The following is a 13,523-nucleotide window of genomic DNA, read 5'->3' on the forward strand; positions in this document are numbered from 1 at the left end:
CCACCGCCCCCACTCAGCGTTGTCAGCCCAGCAGGTCCCTGCTGGCCAGACGGGCCCCCTCGACGAGCGACTCCAGCTTCGCCCAGGCGATCTGCTCGTGGAGTCGGCCACCCAGCCCACAGTCCGTGGACGCGATGACGCGGTCCGGGCCGACGATCTCGGCGAAGGTGAGGATCCGGTCCGCCACCGTGCGCGGATGCTCGACGACGTTGGTCGAGTGGCACACCACACCGGGGTAGATCACGGTGTTCTCCGGCAGCTGGTGGTCCTGCCACACACGCCACTCGTGGGCGTGGCGGGGGCTCGCGCCCTCGAAGGAGAAGCCACCGACCTCAGCCCGGAGCACCTCGTCGATGATGTCGGCGAAGGGGATGTCTGTGGTGTGGGGGCCGTGCCAGGAACCCCAGCAGATGTGCAGACGCGTCTGCTCCTTCGGCAGGCTCGCCAGTGCCCGGTTGATCGCGTCGACGCGGATGCGGATCCACGCCTGGTAGTCCGCCACCGACGGCTCCGGGTTGATCTGGTCCCAGGCCTCTGCGAGGTCGGGGGCGTCGATCTGCACGGTCAGGCCGGCGTCGGTGATGGCCTTGTACTCGTGGTGCAGGGCGTCGGCGCAGGCGTTGACCAGGGCGGTGTCGTCACCGTAGTGCTCGTCGGTCAGTCGCGCGGCGGAGCCGGGGGAGATCGCGGCGATGAACCCCTCGGAGGTGGGCTTGTCCGCGGCGGAGAGCGCGTGGGTCAGCAGCCGGACGTCGGCGTCGACCTGCTCGCCGCCGATGTAGCCGACCTCGCCGGTGAACTTCGGGTTGCCGACCTTGGCACGGCCGGTGAAGATGCCGGACTCGGGGTCGTCGTAGGCGGCGCTGAAGGCGGCGCGGTCGCGGCGGTCGGGGAAGGACGTCAGACGGATGTTGCCGGGGGTGGACCGGACCTTCTCCGCGTTGGCCCAGCGGTCGGTGTCGGTCATGGTGAGGCCGCTCAGCCGGGAAAAGATGTAGTTCCACCAGGCGCCGTAGTCCACGGCACCGGAGGTCACGTGGCCGTACTCACCTTCGTTGATGATGTCCAGGCCCAGGTCGACCTGGCGGCGGACGACCTTGTCGACGCCGTCCTGGAGGATGCCGAGGAACTCGTCCTGGGTGATGTCGCCGGAGATTCTGCGCTGGTTGGCCTCCAGCAGTTCCGGGGTGCGGGGGAGGGAACCTACGTGTGTGGTGCGGATCTGTGTCATGGGCACCATCGTAGTGATCAGATTCCTGTCTTATGCAGGCGCGTCCAGTCGGCTGACCGCAACCTCTCCTCCGCGAGAGCGAGTGTCGTGTCATCCTTGCAGAACGTCCAGCGTACGAGTGTGGAGGTCTGGGCGTCGTCCCCGGCGACGAAGCTGCTCACAGGGATCGCGGCGACGCCGACGGCCGCCGGCAGGGCCCGGCAGAAGTCCGCGGCGTCGAGCCCGAGGCCCATCGGTGCGATGTCGCTGACCAGGAAGTAGGTGCCGTCACTGTGCAGGACGTCCTGCCCGGTGGCGCGCAGGACGTCGGCGAGCCGGTCGCGCCGCGCCCGCAGGGTGCGGCTCCACCCCGCGCTCCAGTCGTCGGCGTTGTCGAGCGCCCAGGCCACTGCCGGCTGCAGTGGCGTGACCCCGACGTAGCTGAGGAACTGCTTGGCCGCGGTGACGGCGTCCAGCAGCGCCGGTGGGGCGATGGCCCACCCTGTCTTCCAGCCGGTCACGTTGAAGGACTTCGCCGCGCTGGACAGGGTCACCGTCCGCGACGCCATGCCGGGCAGGGTCGCCACGGCGGTGTGCGGGCGGTCGAAGGCGAGCCGCTCGTACACCTCGTCGCTGATGACGACCACCCCGGTGCCGTGCAGTGTGTCGGCGATGAACTCGAGGTCGTCGCGTCCCAGGACGGTGCCGGTGGGGTTGTGCGGCGAGTTGAGGATCACCGCCGCCGGCCCGTCCGCCACCGCCGCGGCGAAACGGTCCCGGTCCAGGTGCCAGCGTCCGCCGTCGAGCAGGAGGCGGACGGGACGTGCGACCGCCTCGGCGAGGTCGATCGCCGCGGAGTAGGCGTCGTAGGTGGGTTCGAGGACGACGACCTCCCGGCCGCGGTCGACCAGTCCGAGGACCGCGGCGGCGATGCCCTCGGTCGCGCCGACGGTGACCAGAACGTCCTCCGGGTCCACCTGGTGTCCGAGCCGACGCCGCCGGTCCTCCGCGACCGCTCGGCGCAGTTCCGGCATGCCGCGTCCGGGGCCGTACTGGTTGTTGCCGCCGGTGATCTCCGCGGCGGCGCGACGCAGCATCTCCGCCGGGCCGTCCTCGTCGGGGAAGCCCTGGCCAAGGTTCGCGGCACCGGTGCGCACGGCCTCGGCGGTGATCGTGGCGAAGACGGTCGGGCCGACCCCGGCGACCCGGGACGCCGGCCGCACCAGCAGGTGGGTGGGGCTGTGATGCTCTGATGCCATGCCGCCATAGTATGGGGTCATGAGCATTCAGCCGATAACCGCGACCGGGGCGGACCCGGACGAGACCGTCCCCCTGGAGCAGACCGACCCCGCGACCCTGCCGAAGGGCCACCCGGTGGACGCCCAGGCGGGACGGGACGGCATCAGTCCGCGCGGGCAGCTCACCCAGCTGCTGGCCTTCTTCGAGGACAGCTACCCGGAGATCTTCCGGTCGTTGACCACCGACGAGGCGGCCGACTCACCGGAGGGGGTCACCGCAGAGCTCAAGGACCGCACCGAACGGCTGTGGGCGCGGGTGCCGGACCTGATCACCCACTGCAGCATGCTGGTGCTCGGAGCGGGCCTGGACCACGCCATGCCGACGTCGGCGTTCCTGCGGACCGGCCCCTCGGCGGAGCAGGTGACCGTGGCGGGGGTCCCGGCGACCGTCCTGACCCCCAGCGAGCCGACCGGTGCGGTGGCGGTGAGTCTGCACGGCGGGCCCGGCTGGTTCGGTGACGCCGAATCCCACGAGCAGCTTTGGCTGCCCCTGTTCGCCGCACTCGCGGAGAAGTCCGGGGTGACCGTGGTGGACCTGCTCTACCCCCTGCCGGCCTACGGGGAGGGCGCGTCGCCGGGGCGGACGCGGGCCGCGGTCGCCGCCGCCGTCGGTGAGGTGCGTGGATGGGACCGCCCGGGGCAGCGCACCGGCCTGGTCACCTTCGGCTCCGGGTTCGGACTGGCCCGTGACGTCGTCGCGGACGCCGACTTCCTGCTGGCCATGACCCCGCGCATCAGCGAGGACCTGCTCGCCGAACCCCCGGCGCTGGCGGAGGTGCCCACACTGGTGTCGGTGGCGTCCGAGGACTCCCGCGGGACCCCGGCGGAACAGGTGCGGGAGTTCTTCGCCGCCTGCGCGCCGGGACACGAGTTCCGCGCCTACCTGTCCGAGCACCTGATCGGGGTGCCGGACGTGTGGCGGCGACGGGTCAGCGACGACGCGGCGTGGCTGGGGCGGTGGTAGAGGTGGCGGAGATGCGTGACGTCGACCGCTACGACGGGGACACCCGCCGCTGGCTCGCCGGGGCGGTGGCGAAGGTGAAGGCGGACCAGTGCCGTTCCGCCGACACCCACCTGCTGTCCGTCCCCCTCCCGGAGCACTGGGGTGTGGACCTTTACCTCAAGGACGAGTCGACCCACCCCACCGGGTCGTTGAAGCACCGGCTGGCCCGTTCCCTGTTCCTCTACGCGCTGAGCAACGGGTGGATCCGGCCCGGTACCCCGGTGGTGGAGGCGTCGTCGGGGTCCACGGCGATCTCGGAGGCCTACTTCGCCCGGCTCATCGGCGTGCCCTTCATCACGGTCGTCGCGGCGAGCACGAGTGCCGAGAAGGTCCGGCTGATCAGGTCCTACGGGGCGGAGGTGCGGTTCGTCGACGACCCGTCCACCGTGTACGCCGTCGCCGCGGACATCGCCCGGGAGAGCGGCGGGCACTACATGGACCAGTTCACCTACGCCGAGCGGGCCACCGACTGGCGGGGCAACAACAACATCGCCGAGTCCGTTTTCCGGCAGATGGCTATGGAACGCCACCCGGAACCGTCGTGGATCGTCGCCACGGCGGGGACGGGCGGCACGTCGTCGACCCTGGGGCGCTACGTCCGCTACACCGGACGGATGACCGGACTGTGCGTCGCCGACCCGGAGAACTCCGCGTTCCTGCCCGGCTGGGAGGCCGGGGACCGGGACGTGACCACCGGGGCGCCGTCGCGCATCGAGGGCATCGGACGGCAGCGGGTGGAACCCAGCTTCACCGGGACGGTGGTCGACCGGATGATGGCCGTGCCCGACGCCGCGGCCATCGGCGCGGTCCACGCGCTGGAGCAGGTGACCGGGATCCGGGCCGGCGGCTCCACCGGCACCGGGCTGTGGGCCGCGCTGCGCATCGTCGCCGAGATGGTGGACGCCGGTGAGCAGGGCAGTGTGGTCGCGTTGATCTGCGACTCCGGCGAACGCTACCTCGACAAGTACTACTCGGCCGGGTGGCTGGAGGAACGCGGACTCGACGCCCCGGCGTACCGGGACCGGGTGCTGCGGTTCCTGGAGACCGGCGACGCCGCGGAACTCTGACGCGCTCCGGACGGTACCGGGGTGTCTCACCCGATGAGGGCGGAGAGGGCCTCGCTCGTCTCCAGCAGTGAGGTGCGCAGCAGGGTGGCGGCCTCCTCCCGGCCACCGGTCTGCAGCAGGGAGACCACGGCACGGTTGACCTCCACGAACCCTCCGTGGAATCCGGGGTCGTGGCGTTCCGCCTGCAGGAACACCAGCCGCATCCGGGCGAGCAGCCGCTCCATCTCCTCGTTGAGCAGGGCTGACCCGGCGGCCGCCACCACGGTGCGGTGGAACTCCTGGTTCGCCGCGGCCGTCGCGGCCAGGTCGCCGGACTGCCGGTGTGTCTCGGCCTCGGCGACGATCTGCCCGAGGGCGTCGACGTCCGGGGTGGCGCCCCACAGCAGCGCCCCGGGTTCGACGACGGCCCGGGCGAGGTAGAGGTTGCGCACCTCCCCGGCGCCGGGAGCGGCGATGAACACCCCGCGGTTGGGGACGCGCTCGAGGACGCCGTCGGCGATGAGCATCGCGTAGCTCTCGCGGAGGGTGTTGCGGGAGATGCCGAAACGCTGCGCCACGGCGACCTCGCTGAGTTTCTGGCCCGGAGTGAACTCGCCGGCGGACACGGCGAGGCGGAGCTGCTGGGCGGCGGTCTGTGCTCGCATGCCTACGCGTCCCCGATCCTGGCGATCACGTCTCCGCGGGCGACGGTGTCCCCGGCGTCCGCGCACAGGTGGACGGTGCCGGCGACGGGGGCGGTGACCCCGGACTCCATCTTCATCGCCTCGACGGTGGCGACCGTCTGGCCTTTCTCGACAGTGTCACCGTCGGCGACCTCCCACCCCACCAGTGACCCGGCGTAGGGTGCGGTGACGGCGCCGGTGTCGGCGGTGTCGCCGGTGCCGCTGCTGTCGCTGTCGCCACCGTTGCCGCCGCCCTGCAGCAGCACCGACGGGACCCGCACGTGCCGCAGCGTCCCGTCGATCTCCACGGCCAGGGTCGTCCGGTCGGCGTAGACGTCGTCGACGTTCACCTCGGGCGACACGGTGTGGGCGCCGGGAACGTACTCGCGGTCGACCCAGTCGGTGCACATGCGGAAGTCCTCCGCACCTCCAGGGGCGGTCCACGCCGGCTCACGCACGATGTCCCGGTGGAAGGGCAGCACGGTGCGCACCCCCTCGACTCGGAACTCGTCGAGGGCGGCGCGGGCCCGCCGCAGAGCGGTCGCCCGGTCCGGCCCCCAGACGACGAGCTTCGCCAGCAGGGAGTCGTAGGCCCCCGGGACGACCGAGCCGGAGCGCACACCGCTGTCCACCCGCACGCCCGGGCCGGTCGGGGGCTCGAAACGGGTCACCGTGCCCGGGCACGGGGCGAAACCGTGGGCGACGTCCTCGGCGTTGATCCGGAACTCCAGGGCGTGGCCGTGGGCGACGGGGTCGGGGTCAGGGGCCAGCCGGCCGCCGGCGGCGATGCGGAACTGCTCGTGGACCAGGTCGGTGCCGGACACCGCCTCGGTCACCGGGTGCTCCACCTGCAGGCGGGTGTTGACCTCCAGGAAGGAGACGGTGCCGTCCTCGGCGACGATGAACTCCACCGTCCCCGCGCCGACGTAGCCGGCCGCACGGCAGACCTCGCGGGCGCCGTCGACGATCAGCCGGTGCTGCTCCGTGGTGAGGAACGGGGCGGGGGCCTCCTCCACCAGTTTCTGGAAGCGGCGCTGGGTCGAGCAGTCCCGGGTACCGACCACCGCGACCGACCCGTGGGTGTCCGCCAGCACCTGGGCCTCGACGTGCCGCGGGCGGGCGAGGAACTTCTCCACGAAGCACTCGGCACGCCCGAACGCCTCCTGCGACTCCCGGCCGGCGGCGGCGAAGGCGCCCTCGACCGCCTCCAACCCGTCGTCCTCCGTGACGACCTTGAGCCCGCGGCCGCCCCCGCCGAAGGCCGCCTTGATCGCGATCGGCAGGCCGACGTCCACGGCGAAGTCACGTGCCTGTTCCCAGGAGGTCAGGGGTTCGGAGGTGCCCGGGGCCAGTGGGGCGCCGGCCTGCTCCGCGAGCCGGCGGGCGGCCATCTTGTCGCCCAGGGTCTCGATGGTCTCCGGGGACGGGCCGATCCACACCAGCCCGGCGTCCAGGACCGCGCGGGCGGCGTCGGCGTTCTCGGACAGGAAACCGTAGCCGGGGTGCACGCTGTCCGCCCCGTGGCGCACCGCCACGTCGACCACCGCCTCGACGTCCAGGTAGGACGGCACCCGGTGGGCTTCCTGGGCGACCTCGGTGTGCAGGGCGCCGACGTCGGCGTCGGTGTACACCGCGACGGTGCGGATCCCCAGGTCATGGGCGGCGCGGGCGACACGGACCGCGATCTCGCCGCGGTTGGCGATCAGGACGGATGAGATGGTGTTCACTGGTACTCCTCGAATCTGACGGTCGCGCCGGGCGCCAACTGGGCGGCGGCGTCGAGGTCCTCGGCGATGACGGTGGCGATGACGGGGTAGCCGCCGGTCACGGCGTGGTCCCGCAGGAACAGCACCGGCTGGCCGTCCGGGGCGACCTGGACGCAGCCGGCGACCATCCCCTCACTCGGCAGCTCCCGGTCGTCGCGGCGTGACACCGGCGGCCCGGACAGCCGCACACCCACCCGGTCGGACGCGGGGCTGACCGTCCACTCCCGGCCGGTGAGGGCGGACACCCCACCGGTGAACCAGTCGTCCCGGGGGCCGGCGACGACCCGCAGCACCTCCGGGACGCGCACCGGGTTCGTCCCGGCCCGTGTCGGTCCGACCTGGCCGTCACCGGTGGCGACGGGGGTGCCGGGGCGCAACGGCGGTGGGCCCAGACCCGAGAGGACGTCGGTGGACAGCGACCTCAGCACCTCCCCGGCGCACCGCACACCGCCGCGCACCGCGACATAGCTGCGCAGCCCGGACCGCGCGGCGCCGACAGTCACCGCCGCCCCCGCGGTGAGCAGCAGGGGACGGGCCAGGCCGACAGGACGACCGTCCACCGTCACCGGGGCGTCCGCCCCGGTGACCGCCACGACCACGTCCCGCGCGGCGGTCAGCGACAGGCCGCCGATGTTCTCCAGGACCGCCTCGCCGGCGGCGTTGCCCACCACGTCATTGGCCACCTGCGCCGACGCCCGGTCCGCGGCGCCGGACGGTGTGACGCCCAGGGCGCCGTGACCCGGGCGTCCGGCGTCCTCCACCAGCGTCAGCAGGCCCGCGTCGGTGAGCGTCAGGGGCGCGTCGGCCCGTTCCCGGGCGGCGGGGCCGGGTGCCGTCGGGCAGATCTCCACCCGGTGCCGCACCGCCCGGTACACCACCCGGTCGCCGGGCCGGACCATCGCCGGCTCCTCCGACGACGGGTCCCACACCGGGGTGGCCGAGGTGCCGATCAGCTGCCACCCGCCCGGTGAGCTGCGCGGGTACACCGCGGAGAACTCCCCGGCCAGGCCCACCGCGCCCGCCGGCACCGCGGTACGCGGGGTGTCCCGCCGGGCCACGGACGGCACGCCCCGCCCCACGCAGTAGGTGAAACCCGGGGCGAATCCGCCGAAGGCACCGGTCCACGTCGCCGAGGTGTGGTGCCGGACGACCCCGTCGACGGACATGCCGAGCTGCTCCGCGACGGTCCCCAGGTCCGGGCCGTCGTAGACGACGTCGACGGTGACGGTGCGGGGATCCGTGGCGGGGGAGCCCCCGGCCAGGTCGGTGCCGGTCGCGCCCAGCCGGTCGAGGGCACCGCGCACCGCCGAAGGCGAGTTGAGGACGACGAGTACGGTGCGGGCGGCGGCGACGACGTCGCGCTGGCCGTCCAGCGGCGCGTCGGTGAGACGGCGGTGCCACGCCATCGCCGTCGGCAGGTCGGGCAGGTCGACGAGCAGGGCGCGGGTGCCCACCCGGTGGATCACCGGGGCGGCGGGGGCGTTCACAGCACGCTCCCGATCCCGACCCCCTCGGCGTGGAGCCGGTCGACCACCGCCCGGGTGAGCTCCACGGCGCCGGGGGAGTCGCCGTGGACACACACCGACTCGGCGTCGACCCGCAGGACCGTGCCGTCGACCGCGGTCACCGCCCCGGTGGTCGCGACCTGCAGGACGCGGGCGGCGACGGCGTCGGCGTCCCGGAGGACCGCGTCGTCCCGTGTCCTGGGGACCAGGGTGCCGTCCGGGAGGTAGTTCCGGTCCGCGAACGCCTCCCGCACCACCCGCAGCCCCTTCCGCTCGGCGAGGTCGACAGCCACGCCACCGGGCAGGAGCATCAGCGGGAGGTCGCCGAAGGCGCGCACACCGTCCACCACGGCCCCGGCCTGCGCGGGATCGTGGACGATGGTGTTGTACAGGGCGCCGTGGGGCTTGACGTAGCTGACCTGCGTCCCGTGCGCCCGGGCCAGCGCATCGAGGGCGCCGATCTGGTAGAGGGTCTCGTCGGCGAGACGGGCGGGGTCGATGTCGACGGCGGTGCGCCCGAAGTTCTCCGGGTCGCGGTAGCCGATGTGTGCCCCGACGGTGACCCCGCGTTCGGCGGCGGCGCGGACCGTGGCGGCGATGTCGTGCGGGTCGCCGGCGTGGAAGCCGGTGGCGACGTTGGCGCTGGAGACCAGGGCGATCATGGCGGGGTCGTCGGCGACGGCGATGCCGCCGGTGGTCTCACCGAGGTCGGCGTTCAGGTCGACGGTGGTCATCGGGGTCTCCTCTTCTCGCGCCGGGTGGAGGATTGTTGAACAAAGTCCAGCGTAGCGGAAGTGTGGCGGTCGGTCGGGGGAGTTGCCCGACGGCACGGGGAGGACGTCGCACCTCATAAGATTCTGATGTTCACATTGTGCCTGGTCGCAGGTGGATCAGGTGCTGATGGGGTGCGATGACTGGCGCCGGCGGAGGTGGCCTCGCCGCCTCGGATATCCTGGGGCGGTGTCCACGGGGGTGGGCCGGAACGACCAGGGGGAAACGAGACATGGCGTACCGGGGGACCGGGCTCGACGACGAACTCATCGGCCGGTGGCGCGGGCCGGCCGGACCGCCGCTCTGGCGGCCCGACACCAGGGGGAACATCACGGCCCGCCTCGGCGGGGCCCGCGGGACAACGGACATCCACGACTCCTTCACACAGGTCGGGGAGCTGTGGGTGCCCAGGGCCGCGGTGCGTCCGCCGGCCCAGGTCGCCTGGGGTGCCGCCGGCCATCCGCGCGGCCTGGCCTACGACCTGGACGCGCTGACCCGGATCCGTGTCGCGCTCACCCGTCGGCCGGACTGGACCGCCCACAGCTGGAGCGCCGCACGGGTGTGGGGCATGACCTACTTCTGCGACGACGCCGACACCTGTGTGCTCTCGGGCGGGCGTCGTCGGCCGGCGAGGAACGCGGGGGAGGTGTCACGCCACCGCCGGGAGGGGACGCTGGCCGCTGTGCCGCCACGCCGGTGGGTCGACCGGGAGATGCCGGAGCTGTGCGTGACCCCGCCGGTGCTCACCGTCGCGCACTGCCTGCGGTCCATCCGCGACGGGGACCACGCGTGGGACGTGCCGCCGGGCCTGGGGTGCGACGACAGGACGGTGCGGTCGGTGCAGTTCGTCGACGCCGTCTGCGACCTGTTCCGCTGTGACCCCGCTGCGCTGGTCGGGGCCTGTGGCGACCACTACCCGCAGCGGGACCTGGCCCGGATCGCCGCGGTGGCGGACCGGGGTGCGGAGTCACCGATGGAGACGGTGATGAGGCTGCAGGTGGAGCGCATGTTCGGCGGAGGTTTCGTCTCCCAGCTGGTGGTCCGGCGGGACGGGACGGTCGCCGACCCGGTCCACACCCCGCAGGTGGCGGGGCCCGGGGTGGTGGCCAGGGTGGACCTGGCTTCGCCGACGCTGAAGCTCGCCCTGCAGTACGACGGGTCGGGTCATCTGGAGAGGAGCCGGCGCGACAGGGACGCGCAGGTGACGGCGGCGTTGGCGAACCTGGGGTGGCACGTGCTGCGGCTGACGTACGGGCACCTGCGGGACCCGGATCTGCTGGAGCGCACCGTCGCCGAGGGGGTCGCACTGTGCCGGCGCCGCATCAGTCGCACCCCGTAACCGGCTTATGCCTGCATAGCCGCAGGTCGCGAATCGTTAAGGTACTGACGAGGTGCGATGACTGTGTTGGCTGCGTTGACCGTACCCCGGGGGTGGCCGGCCCTGCCGCTCAGTCCAGCTCGAGCAGCAGGTGGCGCGTCTTCTGGACGTCCTGCAGCCGGTCGATCAACGACTCCAGCCGCGCCCACTCCGACTCCGGGACGGCCTGCTCGGCGGCGGCGATCACCGACCGGTCCTGCGTCCCCCACGCCACCGGCATCGGGGACACCTGCTCCCAGTACTCCTGCCGGCCCACCGAGCGCATCCCGGTGACCGCCATGGACGGCACCCGCGCGCCGACGGTGCGCTCCACCCTGGGGATGGACGTCACCGTGCGCAGCGCCAGGGCCGGCCGCGACGACGCGGAACCGGTGGCCGCGGTGTCCACGAGGGCCATCAGGACCACGTCACGCGGGTTGACCTGGGCGACCACGGTGGGCGCCAGGTCGTAGGCGTCGTAGTACTGCTGGGGCGAGCCGAGCTGCCGCGGGAACACCGGGACCATGACGAAGCAGATCAGCGCCATGATCGCCGCGGCGACTCCCACGATCACCGTCCAGCCGCCGTCCACGGCCACGAACAGCACCACGGCTGCGGCGACCATGATCGCCCCCATGAGGCCGGCCGACCACTGGAAGCGGCGGGCGTCGCGGAAGAACTCGTTGTGTTTGCGGGCGAAGGGCTCGTCGACGGTGAAGTTGAACGGGATCACGCCGGACAATCCTACAGGCAGGCCTACAGGTCGACCGAGTCGATGATCCGGTAGCCGTACCCCTGTTCCGCGAGGAAGCGCTGGCGGTGTGCGGCGTAGTCGGCGTCGAGGGTGTCGCGGGCGACGACGGAGTAGAAGTAGGCGGGGCCGCCGTCGGGCTTGGGACGCAGGATCCGGCCCAGCCGCTGCGCCTCCTCCTGACGGGACCCGAAGGTGCCGGACACCTGCACGGCGACGGAGGCGCCGGGCAGGTCGATGGAGAAGTTCGCCACCTTCGACACGATCAGGACGCGCAGCTCTCCCTTGCGGAAGGCGTCGTAGAGTTCCTCGCGCCGGTGGGTGGTGGTGCGCCCGTCGATGACCGGGGCGTCCAGTTCCTCGCCGAGTTCCTCGAGCTGGTCGATGTAGGCGCCGATGACCAGGGTCGGTTCGTCGGGGTGCTGGTCGAGGATCCGGCGGACGATCCGGTTCTTGGCCGGGGAGCAGGCCGCGAGCCGGTACTTCTCGTTCTGTTCGGCGGTGGCGTACACCATGCGTTCGGACTCGCTGAGCTGCACCCGCACCTCGGTGCAGTCGGCGGGGGCGATCCAGCCCTGCGCCTCGATGTCCTTCCAGGGGGCGTCGTAGCGTTTGGGGCCGATGAGGCTGAAGACGTCGTCCTCGCGGCCGTCCTCGCGCACCAGGGTGGCGGTCAGTCCCAGGCGCCGACGGGACTGCAGGTCGCTGGTCATGCGGAAGACCGGTGCGGGCAGCAGGTGCACCTCGTCGTAGATGATCAGTCCCCAGTCGCGGGAGTCGAAGAGCTCCAGGGCCCGGAACTCGCCCTTCGTCTTGCGGGTGACCACCTGGTAGGTGGCGATGGTGACGGGGCGGATCTCCTTCTTCTCGCCGGAGTACTCGCCGATCTCGTCCTCGGTGAGGGAGGTGCGGCGCACGAGCTCGTCCTTCCACTGGCGTCCGGCGACGGTGTTGGTCACCAGGATCAGCGTGGTGGTCCCGGACTTCGCCATGGACGCCGCACCGACCATCGTCTTACCGGCGCCGCAGGGCAGCACGACCACCCCGGAACCGCCGGCCCAGAAGGACTCGGCGGCCATCTCCTGGTAGTCGCGCAGCTGCCAGTCCTCCGACTCGGTGGACAGGGAGATCGGGTGTGCCTCACCGTCGACGTAGCCGGCGAGGTCCTCGGCCGGCCAGCCGACCTTGACGAGCTCCTGCTTCAGTCGCCCGCGTTCGGAGGGGTGGACCACGACGGTGTCCTCGTCGATCTCCTCGCCGAGCATGGGACGGATCTTCTTGTGCCGGCGGATCTCGGCGAGCACGGCACGGTCCGTGGTCTCCAGGACCAGCCCGTGGGCGGGGTGGCTGGCCAGGATGAGCCGCCCGTAGCGTTCCATGGTCTCGGCCACGTCGACCAGCAGGGGCTGGGGGACGGGGAACCGGGAGTAGGTCTCCAGGACGTGCACGACCTGTTCGGCGTCGTGTCCGGCGGCCCGGGCGTTCCACAGGGCCAGCGGGGTGATCCGGTAGGTGTGGACGTGTTCGGGGGCGCGTTCCAGTTCCGCGAAGGGGGCCAGTGCGGTTCGGGCCTCCTTCGCCTGGGCGTGCCCGGTCTCCAGAAGTACGGTCTTGTCCGACTGGACGATCAGCGGGCCGTCACCGAGTCCCACGGATGCCTCCTCACAGGGGTTGGTGCAGGTGTGCGTTGCCGTTCGTGCAACCAGACCATCCTACGCGGCGGCGCGGTGCACGTCAGATCCCCCGACCGGCGCACAGGGCGGCGGAGGGCGCGGGGGTCAGCCCTCGGTGCCGGTCACCGGTGTGCCGACCCACGCCACCCGGTGCGGCTGGATGTGCAGGGACCGGCCACCGGCCTCGGTGACGCCGATGATCGACACCGGGCTCATGGTGACCACGGAGATCCACTCGTGCACCGCGGACCCGGTGGCGTCGACGTAGCTGATCTCCACCGGGGTGCCGGCGTCGTAGGCGCGGCGCAGGGCGGCCATGATGGCGCGGGGTTCGTGGACCCGGTCGGTCTCGCTGCTGTGGCCGGCGTCGTCGTCCCCGTCCTGCCGGGTGCGGCGGAACCCCTCCACCGCGCCGGCGAGCTGGTCGGCTACCCGGGGGAAGGACGTGACGGGGCGGGGC

General features: G+C 72.4%; 11 protein-coding genes and 1 pseudogene. 3 read left to right on the forward strand and 9 right to left on the reverse strand.

What is annotated here, in order from left to right:
• Window positions 1–22: 22 nt before the first annotated feature.
• Both Q0A34_RS13630 and Q0A34_RS13635 read right to left on the reverse strand, forming a co-directional pair.
• Window positions 23–1,237 (reverse strand): cobalamin-independent methionine synthase II family protein, encoded by a 1,215-nt coding sequence (locus Q0A34_RS13630; protein ID WP_291480548.1) that lies wholly within the window; start codon window positions 1,235–1,237, stop codon window positions 23–25.
• Window positions 1,238–1,248: 11 nt separating this feature from the next.
• The gene (locus tag Q0A34_RS13635; RefSeq protein WP_291480539.1) at window positions 1,249–2,469 is read right to left on the reverse strand and encodes an aminotransferase class I/II-fold pyridoxal phosphate-dependent enzyme; all 1,221 of its coding nucleotides are present in this window, start codon (window positions 2,467–2,469) and stop codon (window positions 1,249–1,251) included.
• Window positions 2,470–2,488: 19 nt separating this feature from the next.
• Here Q0A34_RS13635 and Q0A34_RS13640 point away from each other — a divergent pair, with 19 nt between their 5' ends.
• Together Q0A34_RS13640 and Q0A34_RS13645 are read left to right on the forward strand one after the other, a co-directional pair.
• Window positions 2,489–3,472: a hypothetical protein gene (locus Q0A34_RS13640; RefSeq protein ID WP_291480540.1), complete on the forward strand. Its 984-nt coding sequence runs from the start codon at window positions 2,489–2,491 to the stop codon at window positions 3,470–3,472.
• An 11-nt stretch (window positions 3,473–3,483) separates the two neighbouring features.
• The gene (locus tag Q0A34_RS13645) at window positions 3,484–4,578 is read left to right on the forward strand and encodes a PLP-dependent cysteine synthase family protein (RefSeq protein ID WP_291480541.1); all 1,095 of its coding nucleotides are present in this window, start codon (window positions 3,484–3,486) and stop codon (window positions 4,576–4,578) included.
• A 26-nt stretch (window positions 4,579–4,604) separates the two neighbouring features.
• On the opposite strand, the gene Q0A34_RS13650 is transcribed toward Q0A34_RS13645, so the two are convergent.
• The 4 genes from Q0A34_RS13650 to Q0A34_RS13665 are packed head-to-tail and all read right to left on the reverse strand — an operon-like array spanning window position 4,605 to window position 9,245.
• A complete protein-coding gene (locus tag Q0A34_RS13650) occupies window positions 4,605–5,222 on the reverse strand; it encodes a GntR family transcriptional regulator (protein WP_291480542.1) in 618 nt (205 codons plus the stop codon).
• A 2-nt stretch (window positions 5,223–5,224) separates the two neighbouring features.
• Window positions 5,225–6,958 (reverse strand): biotin carboxylase N-terminal domain-containing protein, encoded by a 1,734-nt coding sequence (locus Q0A34_RS13655; protein WP_291480549.1) that lies wholly within the window; start codon window positions 6,956–6,958, stop codon window positions 5,225–5,227.
• Window positions 6,959–6,963: 5 nt separating this feature from the next.
• Window positions 6,964–8,493, reverse strand: a complete 1,530-nt coding sequence (locus Q0A34_RS13660; protein WP_291480543.1) for a carboxyltransferase domain-containing protein — start codon at window positions 8,491–8,493, stop codon at window positions 6,964–6,966.
• Window positions 8,490–9,245, reverse strand: coding sequence for a 5-oxoprolinase subunit PxpA (locus tag Q0A34_RS13665; RefSeq protein ID WP_291480544.1), 756 nt, complete (start codon window positions 9,243–9,245; stop codon window positions 8,490–8,492). Before Q0A34_RS13665 ends, Q0A34_RS13660 begins: the two co-directional genes overlap by 4 nt.
• A gap of 269 nt (window positions 9,246–9,514) precedes the next feature.
• Between Q0A34_RS13665 and Q0A34_RS13670 the strand changes: the two genes are divergently transcribed.
• Window positions 9,515–10,621, forward strand: a complete 1,107-nt coding sequence (locus tag Q0A34_RS13670; protein ID WP_291480545.1) for a DUF559 domain-containing protein — start codon at window positions 9,515–9,517, stop codon at window positions 10,619–10,621.
• Between the two features lie 109 nt (window positions 10,622–10,730).
• Here the strand turns inward: Q0A34_RS13670 and Q0A34_RS13675 are convergent, their stop codons facing one another.
• The 3 genes and pseudogenes from Q0A34_RS13675 to Q0A34_RS13685 all read right to left on the reverse strand — a co-directional run.
• The gene (locus tag Q0A34_RS13675; protein ID WP_291480546.1) at window positions 10,731–11,372 is read right to left on the reverse strand and encodes a DUF3239 domain-containing protein; all 642 of its coding nucleotides are present in this window, start codon (window positions 11,370–11,372) and stop codon (window positions 10,731–10,733) included.
• A 23-nt stretch (window positions 11,373–11,395) separates the two neighbouring features.
• Window positions 11,396–13,042, reverse strand: coding sequence for a DNA repair helicase XPB (locus Q0A34_RS13680; protein WP_291480547.1), 1,647 nt, complete (start codon window positions 13,040–13,042; stop codon window positions 11,396–11,398).
• A 126-nt stretch (window positions 13,043–13,168) separates the two neighbouring features.
• Window positions 13,169–13,523: pseudogene (locus Q0A34_RS13685) on the reverse strand (hypothetical protein); the annotation flags it as partial.

Origin of the sequence: Corynebacterium sp. (assembly GCF_022712195.1) — a bacterium.
Classification (GTDB): Bacteria; Actinomycetota; Actinomycetes; order Mycobacteriales; family Mycobacteriaceae; genus Corynebacterium.